Annotated in this window: 16 protein-coding genes; 7 read left to right on the top strand and 9 right to left on the bottom strand. The window is 57.1% G+C overall.

Translation table 11 applies throughout. From position 1 onward, the window contains the following. Nucleotides 1-75: 75 nt before the first annotated feature. Together ACWJJK_RS15945 and ACWJJK_RS15940 are read right to left on the bottom strand one after the other, a co-directional pair. Complete coding sequence (locus tag ACWJJK_RS15945) at nucleotides 76-1,452, bottom strand: cytochrome B6 (RefSeq protein WP_454128282.1); 1,377 nt, start codon at nucleotides 1,450-1,452, stop codon at nucleotides 76-78. Nucleotides 1,453-1,829: 377 nt separating this feature from the next. Next, entirely contained in the window at nucleotides 1,830-2,612 is a 783-nt protein-coding gene (locus ACWJJK_RS15940; protein WP_077731210.1) for an enoyl-ACP reductase FabI, read from the bottom strand. Between the two features lie 364 nt (nucleotides 2,613-2,976). On the opposite strand from ACWJJK_RS15940, the gene ACWJJK_RS15935 reads away from it, so the two are divergent. The 7 genes from ACWJJK_RS15935 (at nucleotide 2,977) to ACWJJK_RS15905 (ending at nucleotide 9,943) form a co-directional block, all read left to right on the top strand. Beyond that, on the top strand, nucleotides 2,977-5,067 hold the full coding sequence (locus ACWJJK_RS15935; protein ID WP_454128281.1) for an ABC transporter substrate-binding protein: 2,091 nt from the start codon (nucleotides 2,977-2,979) through the stop codon (nucleotides 5,065-5,067). Beyond that, entirely contained in the window at nucleotides 5,064-6,041 is a 978-nt protein-coding gene (locus tag ACWJJK_RS15930; protein ID WP_156879580.1) for an ABC transporter permease, read from the top strand. The genes ACWJJK_RS15935 and ACWJJK_RS15930 overlap by 4 nt, the downstream gene beginning before the upstream one ends. Nucleotides 6,042-6,103: 62 nt before the next feature. After that, complete coding sequence (locus ACWJJK_RS15925) at nucleotides 6,104-6,289, top strand: hypothetical protein (protein ID WP_077728931.1); 186 nt, start codon at nucleotides 6,104-6,106, stop codon at nucleotides 6,287-6,289. 124 nt (nucleotides 6,290-6,413) lie between these two features. Continuing rightward, a complete protein-coding gene (locus ACWJJK_RS15920; protein WP_156879581.1) occupies nucleotides 6,414-7,802 on the top strand; it encodes an ABC transporter permease in 1,389 nt (462 codons plus the stop codon). A gap of 70 nt (nucleotides 7,803-7,872) precedes the next feature. Then, entirely contained in the window at nucleotides 7,873-8,076 is a 204-nt protein-coding gene (locus ACWJJK_RS15915) for a type II toxin-antitoxin system HicB family antitoxin (protein WP_077728933.1), read from the top strand. Beyond that, a complete protein-coding gene (locus ACWJJK_RS15910; RefSeq protein ID WP_077728934.1) occupies nucleotides 8,073-8,279 on the top strand; it encodes a type II toxin-antitoxin system HicA family toxin in 207 nt (68 codons plus the stop codon). The genes ACWJJK_RS15915 and ACWJJK_RS15910 overlap by 4 nt, the downstream gene beginning before the upstream one ends. Beyond that, the gene (locus ACWJJK_RS15905; RefSeq protein ID WP_347258088.1) at nucleotides 8,276-9,943 is read left to right on the top strand and encodes an ABC transporter ATP-binding protein; all 1,668 of its coding nucleotides are present in this window, start codon (nucleotides 8,276-8,278) and stop codon (nucleotides 9,941-9,943) included. The genes ACWJJK_RS15910 and ACWJJK_RS15905 overlap by 4 nt, the downstream gene beginning before the upstream one ends. A 115-nt stretch (nucleotides 9,944-10,058) precedes the next feature. Here the strand turns inward: ACWJJK_RS15905 and ACWJJK_RS15900 are convergent, their stop codons facing one another. From ACWJJK_RS15900 to ACWJJK_RS15870, 7 genes are all read right to left on the bottom strand, one after another. Next, nucleotides 10,059-10,805, bottom strand: coding sequence for a GlcG/HbpS family heme-binding protein (locus tag ACWJJK_RS15900; protein WP_454128280.1), 747 nt, complete (start codon nucleotides 10,803-10,805; stop codon nucleotides 10,059-10,061). Between the two features lie 491 nt (nucleotides 10,806-11,296). Then, on the bottom strand, nucleotides 11,297-12,265 hold the full coding sequence (locus ACWJJK_RS15895; RefSeq protein ID WP_086135494.1) for an ABC transporter substrate-binding protein: 969 nt from the start codon (nucleotides 12,263-12,265) through the stop codon (nucleotides 11,297-11,299). A gap of 73 nt (nucleotides 12,266-12,338) precedes the next feature. Further along, nucleotides 12,339-13,409: a glycosyltransferase family 4 protein gene (locus ACWJJK_RS15890; RefSeq protein ID WP_454128279.1), complete on the bottom strand. Its 1,071-nt coding sequence runs from the start codon at nucleotides 13,407-13,409 to the stop codon at nucleotides 12,339-12,341. Next, nucleotides 13,410-14,315 (bottom strand): class I SAM-dependent methyltransferase, encoded by a 906-nt coding sequence (locus ACWJJK_RS15885; RefSeq protein WP_205781137.1) that lies wholly within the window; start codon nucleotides 14,313-14,315, stop codon nucleotides 13,410-13,412. Nucleotides 14,316-14,377: 62 nt separating this feature from the next. Continuing rightward, nucleotides 14,378-15,277, bottom strand: coding sequence for a glycosyltransferase family 2 protein (locus ACWJJK_RS15880; protein WP_156879586.1), 900 nt, complete (start codon nucleotides 15,275-15,277; stop codon nucleotides 14,378-14,380). An 11-nt stretch (nucleotides 15,278-15,288) separates the two neighbouring features. Continuing rightward, a complete protein-coding gene (locus tag ACWJJK_RS15875) occupies nucleotides 15,289-16,137 on the bottom strand; it encodes an FkbM family methyltransferase (RefSeq protein WP_156879587.1) in 849 nt (282 codons plus the stop codon). A gap of 22 nt (nucleotides 16,138-16,159) precedes the next feature. Further along, a complete protein-coding gene (locus ACWJJK_RS15870; protein WP_156879588.1) occupies nucleotides 16,160-17,467 on the bottom strand; it encodes an oligosaccharide flippase family protein in 1,308 nt (435 codons plus the stop codon). Nucleotides 17,468-17,572 lie beyond the last annotated feature (105 nt).

Genomic DNA, 17,572 nt, shown 5'->3' with positions numbered 1-17,572 from the left:
CAGTGCTTTTATAAGCAGTATAGTTGGGCTTTCGAGAAATGCGCAAGCATCGATATGGAGGATGCGACGAATGCTTTACAGCGTTAGCAGAAACGCGAGCAAATCCTCTTTCTCGGACTTGGTGAGTTTCAGTCCGAGTACCAGGTTGAAGAATTCCACCGTGTCTTCCAGCGTCAGCAAGCGGCCGTCGTGCAGATAGGGCGGCGAATCCTTGATGCCGCGCAGAGGAGGAGTCTTGACGGAACCGTCCGTCGAAGTCGTTTGGCTGGTGGTGATTCCGGGTCGGTAAAACCGTTCCACCTTCAGGTCATGGGTCTGGTTGTCGGTATAGTGGGGCGGTGTGTGGCAAGTCGCGCACCGGGCTTTGCCGAAAAAAAGTTCCTGCCCTCGGAGCGCGGCCTCGTCGTTGTTTTTTTGCGGGTCCAGCTTGCCCGACGTATCGAGCCTGGGCGCCGGCGGAAAATCGATGAGTTTTTGAAACTCGGCCATGAGGCGCACTTCGTCGGCTCGTTCGACCATGTGGGCTTCCTTTCTTTTGGCGGCTTCAGCGTCTCCGTCGAAATAAGCCGTCTCCAGTTCGAATTCCGAGCGGTCCTCGATGCTTTTCAGTCGGCCCTGGGTGTCGAACAACTGCTGGACGTCGACGCCCCTGAGGCTCCGCGTGTCGATGCGACGGCCGGGTTCCCGCGGCCGGGTGCTCGATGCCGTCTGTATGGCCGCGCCGGTGTGGCCGTTGACATGGCAGTCGAAACAGGCAATGCCGGGAGAAGGATCTTCGGTACGGCGGTCATCGGTGGCGTTGAACTGCTGCTGGGGAAAAGGTGTGAGCAAGAGCCGCAGCCCTTCCAGCTGTTCCGCATTGATGATGCCGTCGAAAAGTTCGCGGTAGTTGGATAGCGTTATCAAGCGGCTTCGAGAGACATCGCCCAGGTCCGGCCGTGTCTTGAGAAAGAGCGGAGACGGGAGTTCCGGTTGGAAGCGATCCGGAATGTCGAAGCCCACGTCGAAACGGGTGAGATCCCGGCCTTCTTGCTCCTCGACGGCTTCTATGAAATTTTTGCTGAACACGATGCCGCCCTCGGCGGGATTGGGGTGGGGCAGAGGCATGAACCCCTTCGGAAACAAGTCTTGCTTTCGAATGTCCTCAGGGGACATTTCCACTAATTCTTCCCAGGTTATGACCTCCCGCAGTTTGACCCGCACGCCTTCCTGAATGGGTTTGCCATGGGTCATCGTCACTGTTTTGGAGGGGTTGTCGCTGAGATCGTAACGTTCGTCGAGAGCCTTCAAATGGCGCTCCATGGCATCCAGCTTTGCGGTCTTCATGCGCGCCATGAACTGCTGAAATTCCTCGGCGCTCCTCGCCGGAGCGGGACACATCGCGAGGCCGGTGAAGGTCAGGCCCAGGATTGCGAATCCACGCAGAACCGTTTCGAGTGCTTTTTCTGGCATCGTCCGTTCCTCCCTATCGGCACTTTGCTGAATGCAGCCTCGAAAGCCGCGATGGTTGAAGTCCGTAGACGAAATGTTTAATTAAATGGCAGTCATCTCGATAGCGATAGCCGTACGAATACGGACCCATTCAAAGTCGCTTTCGATGAGGAATTAATTTTTGTAGGGTGGGTTAGGCCGCGAGGCCGTAACCCGCCGAGCGACCTCGAATCGGTGGGTTACGCTCCGCTAACCCACCCTACATAATGGTCACTCGAATGCCCAATGGAATGAGTTCGATTCCAGGGCAAGCAGGGCGGTCGGAGACCCGCAAGAAGCCGCGGTGAAGGGGCGAGGGGCAAGCCGGGACGATCGTCCCGGCCCGCCGATGACGAAGATCAGATCCCGGAGAGGCCGACGATGTTGTAGCCGGCGTCCACGTACAGGATTTCCCCGGTGATGCCGGATGCGAGATCGGAGCATAGAAACGCGGCGGCGTTGCCCACTTCCTCGATGGTGACGTTCTTGCGCAAGGGAGCCGCTTGTTCGCCTTTGGCCAGCATCTCGCGGAAATTGGCGATGCCGGAGGCGGCGAGGGTACGGATGGCTCCGGCGGAGACGGCATTGACGCGGATCCCTTCGGGGCCGAGGGAAGCCGCCAGATAACGGACATTGGCTTCGAGGCTGGCTTTGGCGACGCCCATCACGTTGTAATTCGGAATGGCCCGTTCGGCACCGAGATAGCTCAGCGTCAGCAACGAACCCTTGCGTCCCGCCATCAGCTTGCGGCCGGCTTTCGCGAGCGCGGCGAAGCTGTAGGAACTGATGTCGTGGGCGATACGGAAATTTTCGCGGGTTACCGCGTCGAGATAAGAGCCTTCCAGGGCTTCGCGAGGGGCGAAGGCGACGGAATGGACGATGCAATCGAGCCCGTCCCAGCGTTTGCCCAATTCGTCGAAAAGCGCGTCGATCTGCTCATCGCTCGCCACTTCGCAGGGCAGGACGATTTTCGCGCCCAGTTCCGCCGCCAGTTTTTCGACGCGCTCCTTGAGCTTGTCGTTCTGATAAGTCAGCGCGATTTCCGCTCCCTCCCGCCGCATCGCCTCCGCGATGCCGTAGGCGATGGACCGATTGCTGGCGACACCGACGATAAGAGCACGCTTGTCTTGCATGAAACCCATGGTGAATCTCCGATTTCGTCTGGAAATGGCGCGAAAGTATCCGCTAGAGGCCGAATGCTGTCTAGCCTGCATTTCTCCCCCCCTTCAATCGCAAACGGTCGCTTAAGTAGGTCGGCAATCCTTTGCCGACCTACGGACTGAGCGGTGTCAGTTCACCTGCAATGCGGCTAACGATGCGACTATCGCACCGTTCGCTCGCGTATAATGGCCGCCTATGGCGATCAGGCAAGAATCGGTACATCGTTTTTCCGGTCCGGCAAGTTCCGGCCGCGAGCTTTTTTTTGCACGTCGAAGCTTTATACATTTATTCCGGCCTGCCGCGGTTCTCCTCCTCGCTTTTCTGCTCGCCTCCTGCGGGAGTCCCTTGAACAATCCTTATCCGGCCGGGGACAAGGGCAGGAACATTCTTTATACCTCCTTCACCGAGCGGCCCAAGCACCTGGACCCGGCGCGGGCCTACAGCTCGAATGAATACGAGATCATCGCCCAGATTTACGAGCCGCTGCTGCAGTACGCCTATCTGAAACGGCCTTATCAGCTCGAGCCGCTGACGGCGGAGGCTCTGCCAATAGTGACTTACCTCGATAAGGATTTGCGTCCGCTCCCGGACAACGCGCCTGAGGAACGGATAGCGTACAGCGAATACGATATTCGCCTTCGTCCGAACATCCTGTTTCAGCCTCATCCGGCATTCGCCAGGAACGGCGATGGGAGCTTTCGCTATCACGCGCTGACCGAAGGCGAATTGGCGAAAATAAGCACGATTACCGATTTTGCCGAAACCGGCGCCCGAGCGCTGACGGCCGAGGATTACGCTTATCAGATCAAGCGGCTGGTGCATCCCCAGCTGCATTCTCCGATCGCCGAGATGATGAAGAGTTATATCGTCGGTCTCAAGGAGACGGGCGAGCGGATGGCGAAGGATTTCGAAGCCCGGTCCGATAAATCCGAATTTTTCGATATTCGCGGCTATACCGTGGAGGGCGTCGACATCGCCGATGCGCACCGCTTGAAGATCCGGCTGCACGGCAAGTATCCGCAGTTCCGCTTCTGGCTGGCGATGCCGTTTTTTGCCCCCATGCCCTGGGAAGCGGATGCGTTTTATGCCCAGAGGGGGTTGATCGAAAAGAACATCACCCTCGACTGGTATCCGGTCGGCACCGGCGCCTATATGCTGGCGGAGAACAATCCGAACCGGCGCATGGTGTTGCTGAAAAACCCCAATTATCACGATGAGTTCTACCCGGCAGAGGGCGAGCCGGAGGATGCGGCGAAGGGTTACTTGAAGGATGCCGGGCAAAAGCTGCCGTTTATCGAGAAAGTCGTCTTCACTTTGGAAAAGGAAACGATTCCCTATTGGAACAAGTTCCTGCAGGGCTATTACGACGCCTCGGGGATCGCTTCGGACAATTTCGATCAGGCCGTCCAGTTCACCGGGCAGAACGATGCCGAACTGACGCCGGAGATGAAGGCCAAGGATATCCACTTGGAGACGGCGATCACGACGACCATATTCTATATGGGCTTCAACATGCTCGATGCCACGGTGGGCGGGCTGGACGAGGCCAAATCCAAGCTTCGCCAAGCCATCAACATCGCGGTCGATTACGAGGAATTCATCGATATTTTCATCAACGGACGCGGCGTTCCGGCCCAGGGGATTTTGCCTCCGGACATTTTCGGTCACGTCGAGGGCAAGGACGGGATCAACCCTTACGTGTACGACTGGGCGGACGGCGCGCCGCGCCGCAAGAACATTGACGCCGCGAAAAAGCTCCTGGCCGAGGCCGGCTACCCCAACGGTGTCGACGCCAAGACCGGCAGGCCCTTGGTGCTTTATCTCGATACCGTGGCGCGGGGCCCCGACGACAAATCGATTCTGAACTGGTACCGCAAGCAATTCGCCAAGCTCGGCATCCAGCTGGTGCTGCGCACCACCGATTACAACCAGTTCCAGCAGAAGATGCTGAACGGCAACGCGCAGATTTTCATGTGGGGCTGGAATGCCGATTATCCCGATCCGGAAAACTTCTTTTTCCTGGTGTACGGCGAGAACGCCAAGGTGGGCAAGGGCGGAGAGAACGCGGCCAATTATAAGAACCCGGAATTCGATCGCTTGTTCGAGCGTATGCGCAACATGGACGACGGGGAGGAGCGTTTCCGTATCATCCAGGCCATGCAGGAAATCCTTAGGCACGATTCGCCCTGGTTATTCGGTTATCATCCCAAGGCTTTTTCGCTGCATCATGACTGGTTCCGCAACCTCAAACCCAATCTGATGGCCAACAACGGGCTCAAGTACCGGCGCATCGAAGCCGAGCAGCGGGAGCTCAAGCGGGCGGAGTGGAACCGGCCGATCTATTGGCCGCTGGCCGCGGGTTCGGTGCTGCTGGTCGCGGCGATCGTCCCGGCCTATTCGACCTATCGCCGCCGCATGAGGTCCACCGCGTTATGATCCGCTATATCATCCGCCGCGTGCTCTACGCTCTTCCGCTGCTTTTGGGCGTGAACATCCTGACCTTTCTGCTGTTCTTCGTGGTGAATACGCCGGACGACATGGCGCGTATGCATCTCGGGGAGAAGCATGTCACCCAGGAGGCGGTCGACGGGTGGAAACACGAGCGCGGCTACGATTTGCCCCTGTTCTGGAACGATAAAGCGGAAGGCGCCGAGAAGGCGACCCGGACGATTTTTTATCAGAAGTCGGTGGGTCTGTTTATGTTTCGGTTCGGACGTTCCGACAGCGGACGCGAAATCGGCGCCGATATCCGTCAGCGCATGTGGCCGTCCCTCGCTATCGCAGTGCCTTCGCTTTTGGTAGGGCTCCTGGTGCACATCAGCCTGGCGCTGCTCCTGGTGTTTTTCCGGCTGACTTATCTGGAATTCTGGGGCATTGCCTTGTGCGTCGCGCTGATGTCCGTTTCGTTCCTGTTCTATATCATCGGCGGGCAATATTTGCTGGGAAAACTGCTGCAGCTCACGCCGATCTCGGGTTACGACTCCGGAGTCAACGCTATCCGCTTCCTGATCCTGCCCTTGGCCATCAGCGTGATCGCCGGCATCGGTTCCGGTGTGCGCTGGTACCGGACCTTGTTTCTGGAAGAAGTGGAGAAGGATTATGTCCGCACCGCGCGGGCCAAGGGGCTGTCCGAGCCGCAGGTACTGTTCGGGCATGTGCTCAAGAATGCCATGATTCCCATTCTGACCGGAGTGGTCGTGGTGCTGCCCTTGCTGTTCACCGGCAGCCTCATCACCGAGTCGTTCTTCGCCATTCCGGGGCTGGGCAGCTATACCATCGATGCCATCAGCCAGCAGGATTTCGCCATCGTGCGCGCCATGGTGTTTCTAGGCTCTGCGCTTTACGTCCTCGGTCTTCTGCTGACCGATCTTTCCTATACGCTGGTCGATCCAAGGGTGAGGCTGGGTTGAGCGGGACTCGCAAGCGTCGAAAAAGACAGGCCATTGCAACGGTGTTAAATGCGGAGACGCACATGAACAGAGAATACACGGCGATTACCAAGCAAATCGGCGAATGGCGGGTGGGATGGATCGAAGAAATCCCCGGCGTGAATTGCCAGGAAAGAACTCATGAAGAGTTGTTGAAAAGCCTCAGGATAACTCTGATCGAGGCGCTGCAATTCAATCACGAGGAGGCGAGTTCTCGTAGGGTGGGTTAGGCCGCGAGGCCGTAACCCACCGAGAGACCTCGGATTGGTGGGTTACGCTGCGCTAACCCACCCTACAATTAATCTTCTCAAGATTTGCAAGGACTTAGGTGTGCCGCTCGCAAAGTAATCCGACATGTTGAAGCTGCTCTGGACCGACATTCTGTTCTTCATCCTGCTGGCGGGGTTCGCCGTGCTCGTCGTCCGGGCCAGGGGCCGCGAGCACTTGCGCCGGCCCTGGCGCAAGGTGGCGCAGAGCCGCAGCGCCATGGTGTCGCTGGTGATTCTGCTGGTTTACCTTTTCATTGCCGTATTGGATTCGATCCATTTCCATCCGCGGATTGAAGGCGAAAACGGGCAATACCAGGGCGAGGTGATCAGCGTGCTGGACAGCTGGATGACGCCGATCCGGACGCGCGTGGAGAAAACCTATTCGGCGCCTTTTTCGTCTTACGCCTACGCCAAGGAAATGATCCGCCAGCCGGACGGCACTCAACTCTGGGATTATCCCCGCTTGCAATACGGGGGCGCGCATCTGGTCGATCCGGAACACGAGAAAATAGCGGATATCCTGGCGACCGGCATAAAAGGATTGGGAAAGGGGGCATTGGTCTGGCTCATGTCGGCTTTCTCGGTGATCGTCTGGCGCAGCCGCCAGGATCGTATCGGTCTGGCCGAGAGTTTCAAGCGCATCGCCCTCGGCCGGACGGAAATTCCGTGGCGGGCCGCATTACTGACGCTGTTTCTCATTTTGGGGTGCGGCGGAATGCTGGGGGAGCTGGGGCTGCGCTATCACGTGCTCGGCACGGACAAGGTTGGCGAGGACGTGTTCTACCAAAGCCTCAAGAGCGTTCGGACCGGGCTTTTGATCGGCACCCTGACCACCTTCGCCACGCTGCCGCTAGCCTTGGGATTCGGCATCCTCGCCGGTTATTTCCGCGGCTGGGTCGACGACGTGATCCAGTATCTTTACACCACGCTCAATTCCATTCCCGGCGTGCTCCTCATCGCCGCCGCGATGCTCATCATGCAGGTGTACATGGCCCGGCACGAGGACGATTTCGCCAGTCTGGCGCTGCGGGCCGATTTCAGGCTGCTGTTTCTTTGCCTGATCCTCGGCATGACCAGCTGGACCGGCTTGTGCCGCCTGCTCCGCGCGGAAACCCTGAAGTTGCGCGAAATGGAATACGTTCAGGCGGCTCGGGCGCTGGGCGTCAGGCAAGGCACGATCCTGGCGCGGCATATCCTGCCCAACGTATTCCATCTGGTGCTGATTTCGGTAGCCCTGGATTTCAGCTCGCTGGTACTGGCCGAGGCCGTACTGTCGTACGTGAATATCGGCGTCGATCCGACCATGGAGAGCTGGGGCAATATGATCAACAGCGCCCGGCTCGAAATGGCGCGGGACCCGGTGGTGTGGTGGTCTTTGGCGGCCGCGTTTCTGTTCATGTTCACCCTGGTGCTCGCCGCCAATCTCTTTGCGGATGCCGTGCGGGATGCTTTCGATCCGAGGCGGGCGGAGTAATGGACTAGCCATTGTCATCATGTTCGATAAGGCCATGGTATTTTTTCCAGATTCCCGGAGGTAGCTTTTCATGAAATTAAAAGTGATCGTCCATCAGGCCGAGGAGGGCGGTTATTGGGCTGAAATTCCTGCGATTCCAGGCTGTGCTTCTCAAGGCGAAACCTTAGAGGAGTTGTTGGCGAATCTTCATGAGGCCGTAGAAGCTTGCTTGTCCATTGAGGTCGAGGAGAAAGGTCTCGCACAGACGGACAGGATTTTGGAGATCGCCGTTTGAAAACCATTTCCGGCAAAGCTTTAGGGAAATTGCCGGAGCGGCATGGATGGGAGCTAAAGAGAATCAACGGCAGCCATCATGTCTACGGAAAGCAAGGTTATTCGGCGCGTATTTCGGTTCCTGTTCACGGCAATGAGCCGCTCAAAATCGGGCTTCTAAAACATTTTCTTAAGGTGGCCGAAATTTCGGAGCATGAATTGTGAGTGTTGTCTCTGAGGTGCTGGAAACCGGTGTAGAGCGGCAACCGGCCAGCTCGCTTTTGTCGGTCTCCGATCTCCACGTGAGTTTCCGTCAGGGCGCGGAGCTGATACCTGCCGTTAGCGGGGTTTCGTTTCATATCGACAAGGGCGAGACTTTCGCCCTCGTGGGCGAGTCGGGTTCGGGAAAATCGGTCACGGCGCTGTCGGTATTAAGGCTCTTGCCCCACAATGGACGAATCATGAGGGGGCAAGTGAGTCTTGGGGGCACCGATTTGTTCGGGTTGCCGGAATATGCCATGAGCGCCATCCGTGGGCTGCGCATCGGCATTATTTTCCAGGATCCCATGAGTTCGCTGAACCCGGTCATGACGGTAGGACGGCAAATCGGCGAAGTCCTGCGCTTGCAACGGGGTTTGCAGGGCAGGGCGGCGAGAAATCGTGCCTCGGAGCTCCTGGATCATGTGGGACTGCCGAACCCGGAGCGGCATCTGAATGAATATCCCCACCAGCTTTCCGGCGGCATGCGGCAGCGGGTCATGATTGCCATCGCTCTGGCCGGGGAGCCGGACCTCTTGATCGCCGACGAGCCGACTACCGCTTTGGACGTGACGATTCAGGCGCAAATTCTGGAGCTTCTCGAGCGACTGAAGCGCGAAAGCGGAATGGCGCTGTGGCTGATCACCCATGATTTCGGCATCGTCGCGGAACTGGCCGACCGCGTGGCCGTCATGCGCGCCGGCAAGATCGTGGAACAGAGCGATCGAGAAGGGTTTTTCGAAAAACCGGAGCATCCTTACAGCCGCGAGCTGTTCACGGTCATGCCCCGCTTGGACGCCTGCCTAGCCCGGCCCGAAACACATCATTCGGACCCGCTGCTAGTCGTGGAGGACTTCAAGGTCCATTACCCGATCAAGCGCGGCATCCTTCAGCGGACCGTGGATTATGTCAGGGCTGTGGATGGTGTTTCGCTTTCGGTGGCGCAGGGCGAGACCCTGGCCCTGGTGGGCGAGTCCGGATGCGGCAAGACTACCCTGGGCAAGGGGATTCTCAATCTGATCGAGAATTCCGGTGGGCGGGTCCGCTTCGATGGCGCCGATATTACCGGGCTTCGCGGCGAGGAACGCCGGAAACGTTACGCCGAGATGCAGATCGTGTTTCAGGACCCGTATTCCTCCATGAATCCGCGCATGGTCGTGGGCGACATCGTCGAAGAGGGACTACGTGCCTTGCATCCGTCCATGATCGAGAAGGAGCGGCGCGAACGAGTCGAGGATTTGCTCCACAGCGTCGGTTTGCCGAAAGAGGCCCGATTGCGTTATCCGCACGAATTTTCCGGCGGACAGAGGCAGCGCATCTGCATCGCGCGGGCCTTGGCTGTCGATCCCAAGCTGATCGTGTGCGACGAGCCGACCAGCGCCCTCGACGTTTCGGTCCAAGCCCAAATTTTGAAGCTTTTGAGGGATCTGCGCGATCGGCGTGGTCTCAGTTATTTGTTCATCACCCACGATTTGGCCGTGGTGGCCGAGTTGGCCGATCGGGTGGCGGTCATGCACCGGGGCAAGATCGTCGAAATGGGGTCGACTCAGCAAGTTCTTTTTAAGCCGGCTCACTCTTACACCAAGCGTCTGTTGGAGGCAGTGCCGAAGTTAAGAAAGGGACAAAAATAGTTTCTCTCACTTCCAAGTGACAGTGAGCGGAACGAAACGCCTTATGGCCGCTCGGCTGAAATGAAAAAGCCGGGCGCAAGGCCCGGCTATGTGCAGATCGATAACAGGCGTTCGTCTAGTGCTGTACCGCCGGCAAAGCGCGAGGATCGCCACTGGCGTCATTAAGACAGCCGGGCTGTTCAAAGCCGGCCGTGACGCCATCCTTGTTGCCGTTATACTGGTCGAGAATGATGTTGTCCGGACGGTCGGGATCGCCCGATACGCCGCCGACGCCTTGCATCTGGTCTAATTGCAGGTTATTCCGAACGCGCCAGGCGATGTTGTGGTCGGCACAGGACGTGTCGCCGCTGACACCCACGGCACCAATGATCTGTCCATTCTTGTAGAGGCCCAATCCTCCACCGAATACGTTTACACCACCGGGACGTTTGCCCACCATCGGGTCATTTGCCTGACCATAGTGCTTCGGGTGACCGCCGTAAGCCACGTCGGGATTTACCGGATTGCTGAACTGAAGGCCGTACAAACTGCCGCCGAGCATCGTTTCCGCGTTGGCGCCGGAGGTTCCTTGCGCGGCCGAGTAAAGGTTACCGGTGGAGAGTGCTAGGCCATTAAGGCTAAATGCATTGGCCGTATTGGCTTTTTGGGCGGAAATTACGCGGCTGCCGGGCCATTGGGCGCCACGGTTAGCTCCGGAGAAGGCAACCGCACAGACTACGCCATCACGATTGACGATGGTGCCCCACATGTCGAAGTCCAGTCCGCTGCTTTCGCTGGCAACGGCGCTGATGAGAGCATTTTTCAGCTCGGCATGGGAGGGCAAACCGTTGCACGCCTCCTTGCCAGCGGAAGAATCCGCCATAACATTGCTGCAAGCCAAGGCAGCCGCCCCCAAGGCTATTATTATTTCTCTTGATTTCATAGCAGAATTTCCATCCGTTTGTTGGTGTTGAAAGATAAATAAAATTATTGAGCGTGCCGTCCGCAGTCGGCGGATTACAGGCAAATTAAGAAAAAAGCCTAAAAAGCATTAATTAATAGGGTTTGAAGTCAGATTTCGACAATAACAGAGGCATAAAGCGGGCCATGTCTTTTGTCCCAGTGTTTCAAAAGACGATATAAGCTTTCCACGAAGCGATTTTCCATTAAATCTAGATTGCTAAGACAAATGGCACGACTATAAACCGGCTATACCGTTTTGCGACTGTAAAAAAAACTGACATTTTCTGTTATCAAGAAGCCGGAATGAGTGATTAATCCGGATAAACCTATGTCCGTATCCTTTTTCATATGTTTTTACATCTTTATCAGGAAGTTAAAGTGTCAGCTTTTTTTACAAATAAGCCGAATCGGTTAGCGCCAGAACACTCCTTCAGGTAACGTTCCAGACTTTCCGGTCAATCGTCCCTCGCCCGATTGATGCAGCAGCGCAAAAATTTCGGCTGCGGCTTTTTTCTCGGTTTCCCCCCAGCTTTTGATTCTTCCGTCGCAGTAATGCTGTCGCAGGGCGTTTTGAATCCGTTCGTCGGTTTCCTGCGTTAAGGGGACGACCTTGCGCCAAACGGCGTCCGACTCGCAGATCGATTTTTTGGCCGCGTCCGCCGCCTTCAAAAATCCTGAAAGCGCATTCTCGTGAGCATTGGCCCAGTCCTCCCCAAAAACATAACCGAGACTCGGTACATCGGCGTCTACCCCCAAGCCTCGAAGTATGCCGCGTCCATCGATAAGACGACGATAATTCTGAGCCTCCAGTTTGGCGGCGAAATTCCAGTAATTCAGGACGGCGTCCAGCTTGCCTTGTTGCAACTGTTGGTTGAGCAGCGGCGGCGCGCCGAAGACCTTGTCGGCGGACTTGTCGAGGTCCAGGCCGTGCTGTTTTTGAGCCAGAGCGCGCAGCAGCAGCCAGTTTTTGTCCAATCCGCCGCCCGCGATGCCTAGCCGCTTTCCCTTGAGATCGGCGATCCCTTGGATGGAAGAGCCGGCCGGTACGATCAACGCCCCATGGCTGGTAGAGTAGGGCAGAAAAGTGACATCCATGCCTTGCCCGCGCTGATTGGCCACCCAGATCCAATCGGACACGATTACATCGACGCTTCCTCCTTGCAGGGCGATTTTCCCCGCCTCGGCGCTGGCAAGGGGAGTCGTTTCTATGGTGATCCCCTGCGCCTTATCGAGTTTTTCCTCTTGAATAACGGCAAGCTCCCAGTTGAGCGTGCCGAAAGCCAGCATGCCGATTTTGATCTTTTGATCGACGGTTTCGGCACAAACGTGACCGGCAGCGATCAGGGCGAGGAAAATCGAGATGACGATTTGATTGTGCATGATGTTTAAACCGGTGCTAAAGAAAGGACTGTAACATTTCCAGGGCGGTAGCTTCAGGATAAAGCCGAACACATCATTGTCCGCATGCCTCGCTTAAAATTCTTGCCATTTTGGGCCCGTTGACTGCGGTACAGTATTCGCGTTTGACCGTGGCTCGTCCGGCTTGTCCCAGGCGGATGCGCAGGTCGGGGTTATGCAGTAGTTCCAGCAAGGCGGCTTTCCATTCCGATTCGGTGGAGGCGAGAAAGCCGTTGACGCCATGCTCGACGATCCTGAGGTTGGCTCCGACCGGCGAGGCGACCACGGGTTTGTGGCAGCCCATGTACTGGATGAGTTTATAGCCGCATTTCCCCCTTTCCCAAGGGGTATCGGACAGCGGCATGATGCCGACGTCAAAGCGCCGGATTTCGTCCACTTCGGTTTGTTCCGACCAGTCGCGATACTCGATGTCGACATCGGGGAGCCGCAAATGCGCGGCTTCCGCCCCCACCACTTTTATCCGTACGGGATGATTCCGTGCGATTGCCGAAAGCACGGCATTCAAGTTTCGCAAATACTGCGCCGTAGTGGGCGAACCTATCCAGCCGATGGTGAAGATGTCGTTTGGTTCGGTCGGATTCTGGGGATAGCGGTTCAAGTCGATCGAGGTTGGGATAAGCGCCACACGTGCGGCGCCGGCTTTAGTCGCCCGCTCGGCGAGGTATTCGCTTCCCGCGATCACCGCTTTGGAATGCCGCATGACGCGGTCTATCTTATCGCCCAGGATTTTGCGGATGACAGGATTGGCGTGACGATCGTAGCGGTGGAAGATGGCGTCGTCGTAGTCGACGACATAGGGAATTCCCGCGCGCGCCATGGCGGTCTCGATCCAAGCCGGAAGCCAGGGCAATGCCTCCGCTTCGATCCAGATCAGGTCGTATGCGCGTAATCCCATCAGGGATGCGATCCGCCTGGTATAGCCGTCGAATGAGTAGAGTAGGGATTTTCTGTGTCCGGCATAGAATCGTTCGAGATACTCGTCCTTGAAGAAAGGCGCGACCGTGATCCGAAATCCCTGGCTCTCGAGATAGGGTAGATACTGATACGAGCGGAGCCGGCTGCTGGCCCCGAGTTGGCCGTAGCGGCTAAGGAGCAGAACCTTCATTTATCGATCGACGCGTCTGGCCCAAACCGTCATCCGTGCGGTTTGGCCGAGCCGGCTCAGGATCAGGGCCAGCGGATAAAGCGGCAGGTTGAAAATTCCCGGATGCCGCTTGAGGAAGCGGGAAACGGTCGAATTGGGCCATTTGTCTTCGATGATATAAGCCGTGCTCGCCACTAAATCGGTCATCACTTTCTGGTAAAGAATCTTCTCGATGCGCCAACCCGTAGCGTTCAGCAGGGCTTCCAAAGTCTCCGGGGTGAAGTGGTACAAATGGGCGGGCAAGTGCAAGGGAAACCATCGCTGTTTGAACCAGCCGAGTTGGAAGCAGGCCGCGTTGGGAACCGAGATGGCCAGCCAGCCGTCCTTCCGGGTCCAGCGATGCAGCTTGTTGAGCGCGAGCACGGGGTCGTGCAGGTGTTCCAGCACCATCCAGCCTACCACCAGATCGAACTGTTCGGCGGGTTCGGGCGCCGATTCCAGGCTCCCGCAATGAACCGAGAAGCCTGCATCTTGAGCATTCTTCGCCGCCGTGGGCGAAAATTCTATGCCTTCCAGTCGCCAGCCTTTATCGGCCATTCGCCCTAGAAAGCTGCCCGAGGCGCAACCGATTTCCAGCATTCGTCCCGGTTCGAGTGCGGGCAAGGACAGGCTGTGTATCCTCAAGGCATTTCTGACGAATTCCTTGATGGCATTCGCCGCTGTTCTGAAACGCGAATGGGTAATGCGGGTGCCGGCGTAAGGCCCGTAAGTCTCGGGATAGTAATAGCCGATGGTGTCCGCGGTCGGTCTCGGATCGGTTCGCAACAACCCGCACGCCGAACATCGAACCACGGAGTACGTGCCGGGCAGGTCGTGCAGTCTGTCCCTTCCTTGCAGAACCAATTCATCGCGGCTTTCGCAGCCCATGGGACAGGGCTTGCTTTCAAGAGCAATAGAATCTGGCGTATCAGTTGAAACCATATTGATGTTTAGCGAGAGCTGGCTAGACGGGCTTTATCGATCCACGCCAAGCCCAGACCGATCGGAAGGCTGATCCCGAACAGCAGCGGAAAGCCGACTTCCGCCAAGCTGGCATATAAGGATTCTCCGGCATGGACCGAGTATCGGATGAAGTTGGCCATATTCTTGAGCTTGGGTTTGATCCCGGTGGGCAAGCGTACCGCTTCGCCGTAATAAAGCCGAGCGCCTCTCGGGCTTCGATAGCGTATTGCCCTCGCTTTGGCGGTCAATCCGTCGGGCAGATACTGAATGATCCGCATCACCTCGTTGACGCACCGGAATCTCGGATTGAGCCGGTTGAACACGACACCTTCCGCCAGGAATTTTTCGCCGGGAATTTCCGGAAAAAGATATGACCGCAGCCGTTCGGTCCGGACGAAATAACACTTGTCGCCTTTCATGTTCATTTCGAACCAGTATTCCCGATGGCTCATATCCATGGAGTCACGGGGAAACCGCTTCGGGACGATGCTCCCGTCGCGATAAGCGCACAATCCCATGACGCCATCCAAGGACATTTTTTCTTCGGGAGGAATGGCATGCCAGATTTCATGGAATCGTTTCAGAGTGTGGGGCAGAAGGAGATCGTCCGAGTCGTGAATCAGGAACAATTCGCCGGATGCCAGCATCAGCCCTTGGTTGATCGCCACATGCTTGCCTCGATTCTCCTGATGTACGTAGACGATAGGAAAACCGGCGCTCGCTTGCCATTCCTCGACCCGCGCACGGGTATCGTCGGTGGAACCGTCGTCCACGATGATCCACTCGAAATCGGTAAACGTCTGCGCCTTGAGGCTCTCAAAAACCTCGGCCAGCAACCGAGCCCGGTTGTAGGTCGGGGTGAAGACCGTGAATGAGTATGATGGCATCGTCGAACCGATCAGGCAGACCGCTCGAAAAGGGTATTTTCCCGCTCCCGAAGAATGCGGTACCCGTTGTCCGAAATGAGGGATCGTAATAGTTGTTTCCGCTCGGCCGTTTGCGGACCGCCTTCGATCTCGACCAGGATGTAGGCTGGTTTAAGCTGCGGAGCTCTTTTGACGTCATCGAAAAACCGATTCAGGACCGGATATTCGAATCCTTCGATATCCAGCTTCAGGACATCGATCTTTTTCACCTCAGCCATCTGCAAAGCGTCATACAAGGAATAGCACTGGACCTCCTCCGTCTCTCCCTCGGCCTTGAGGAAACTGTTGGCGCCTCGGTTGCCTTGCCGATTGAGCCCTAGCCGCAGCATCTCCTTCTTGTCCGAGATGCCGATTTGATAAGCGGCGATCACGCTGTTCCGGCCGTTGATTTCGATATTTTTTCGCAGGAGTCGGAAATTTTCCGTCGCCGCCTCGAAGGCGATCACCTTGCCGGATGCGCGGACGATCTCCGCGGCGAACAGCGCGTAGGCGCCGATATTGCTGCCCACGTCCACGAATACGCCGCCTCTCGGCAAACGCTTCATCAGGAATTTTCGCTCCCACCGGTCGTACATGTGCGGGATGAAGAACAGATTGCCGCCCACGCAATCGGACGGATCGACGATCATCTCGATGTCGCGTCCCCGATAAGTCCAGATGGTGGAGCGAAACCAGGCCCCAGAGATGAACGAGCAGACCAAGGGTTTGACGATGCGGTTGCTAATTCCGCTAAACCGCCAAACGGGCGGAATAAGCCGCGTCACGGCTTTGGCGGCTTTGACGAAAGGCGGTATCGGGCTGATCGCTAGATCCATGTTCATCGTTGATTTTTGTTGTTGGCGTTTAGCCGATGAGGCTCAATTTTAACCTGGTTTTGACGATTACCAGCGCTGAAAGGTTTATGCCGGCGACCGCGATCGCGCTGGCAATAGCCGCGCCCATGGCGCCGTGTTCGCCGATGAGATACAGCTCTAAAGGCAGTTGCACGGCCAAGCCGCCGCCCATGAGCCACGTGGCTTCCTTCTGATGTCCGGTCATGGTCAGCAGGATGGTCCCGAGTCCGGTCAGAGCGTACAGCGATTTTCCGGCCAGGAGCATGATCAGAAGAGGGTAAGCATCCACGAACGATGCTCCGAAAATACCGAGTATGTATTTTCCGGTGCCGGCAATGAATGAGGCGGCCGTCAAAACGAACAAGGCATTGCCTATTGTGGTGATTTTCAGTAGCCGCCGGAGGTCCGGAATCAAGCGATTGTTCCAATGTGCGGCGATTAAAGGCGCGGTTACGCTGCTGGCCACGACCAAGCCGAAAGCTGCGAAATCTGCGACTCTGGCCGCTACCGCATACGAACCGGCTTCCCGCGTGCCCACCATCGATCCGATCAGGAGGATGTCCAATTGGCTGATCAGCAGCTGGATGCCGACGACGACGAACATGGGAACGGCCATGGTCAGCCATTCTTTTTTTCGATAGGACGGCAGGCTGCCGGAAACGCCTCCCGGCAGGGATTGCCGAAGCCATGCGCTGCCCAGCAGGAAGTTGGTCATGGCTACGGCCAGGCTGATCAGCATTGCCGTCACGGGATCGACGAAGTCGTGAAACCCGAAATAAATCGCCGACAGCAGAATGATCAGGAGCAGGGGGCGAACGAGGTTTTCCGGGAGTTCGGCGAAACTGATCTTGAGCAGGCCGCGGAGAACGCCCACGCGCAATTCGGACAAGGACATGAAGGGCACATGGAGGAAAGCCAGGATGAAAACATAACGATGCAGATCGTCCATTGTGTCTTTCAGCAGCCAGCCGATCATCGCTGCGGCTGACCCGACGACAAGGCAAGCTCCGAGCGTGCTGCGCGTCGCGAAAGCCATGAAACCTCGAATGGCGCCCCAGTCTTCCTGCGAGTTGTAAATCGCGACGTACCGGATCGAGGTATGTACCATGCCCAGTTGGGCCAGCCAGGATAAGACCGGGGCGAAGGCGAGGGCGTACACGAATAGCCCGTAATTGTCGGAACCCATGAACCGCGCGGTAATCGCCTGAGCCGTGAACGACAGGCCGATGCCGACCGCTCGGAGGCTGAAAGTGCCTATTGCGTTGCGAGCGAGATAAAAAAAGGTCCGGTCTTTCCCGAACCTCGGTTTTGCGATCATTGATTCCGATAAGGTTTGAATGGGTTTGCGCGAGCGCGCGACCGATCGTTTTTCGGTTGCGGCACGAAGCGGCGGATGCTGACCCTGAACCGATCAAGTTCGCGC

It is taken from the genome of Methylocaldum gracile (assembly GCF_053646815.1).
This window is presented reverse-complemented; position numbering and strand designations above follow the sequence as displayed.

Coding starts and splice junctions, on each gene's coding strand:
- ACWJJK_RS15925 (WP_077728931.1), top strand. CDS start 6,104: ATGAACAGAGAATACACGGCGATTACCAAGCAAATCGGCGAATGGCGG.
- ACWJJK_RS15890 (WP_454128279.1), bottom strand. CDS start 13,409: ATGAAGGTTCTGCTCCTTAGCCGCTACGGCCAACTCGGGGCCAGCAGC.
- ACWJJK_RS15930 (WP_156879580.1), top strand. CDS start 5,064: ATGATCCGCTATATCATCCGCCGCGTGCTCTACGCTCTTCCGCTGCTT.
- ACWJJK_RS15920 (WP_156879581.1), top strand. CDS start 6,414: ATGTTGAAGCTGCTCTGGACCGACATTCTGTTCTTCATCCTGCTGGCG.
- ACWJJK_RS15880 (WP_156879586.1), bottom strand. CDS start 15,277: ATGCCATCATACTCATTCACGGTCTTCACCCCGACCTACAACCGGGCT.
- ACWJJK_RS15945 (WP_454128282.1), bottom strand. CDS start 1,452: ATGCCAGAAAAAGCACTCGAAACGGTTCTGCGTGGATTCGCAATCCTG.
- ACWJJK_RS15870 (WP_156879588.1), bottom strand. CDS start 17,467: ATGATCGCAAAACCGAGGTTCGGGAAAGACCGGACCTTTTTTTATCTC.
- ACWJJK_RS15875 (WP_156879587.1), bottom strand. CDS start 16,137: ATGAACATGGATCTAGCGATCAGCCCGATACCGCCTTTCGTCAAAGCC.
- ACWJJK_RS15885 (WP_205781137.1), bottom strand. CDS start 14,315: ATGGGCTGCGAAAGCCGCGATGAATTGGTTCTGCAAGGAAGGGACAGA.
- ACWJJK_RS15895 (WP_086135494.1), bottom strand. CDS start 12,265: ATGCACAATCAAATCGTCATCTCGATTTTCCTCGCCCTGATCGCTGCC.
- ACWJJK_RS15900 (WP_454128280.1), bottom strand. CDS start 10,805: ATGGCGGATTCTTCCGCTGGCAAGGAGGCGTGCAACGGTTTGCCCTCC.
- ACWJJK_RS15940 (WP_077731210.1), bottom strand. CDS start 2,612: ATGGGTTTCATGCAAGACAAGCGTGCTCTTATCGTCGGTGTCGCCAGC.
- ACWJJK_RS15915 (WP_077728933.1), top strand. CDS start 7,873: ATGAAATTAAAAGTGATCGTCCATCAGGCCGAGGAGGGCGGTTATTGG.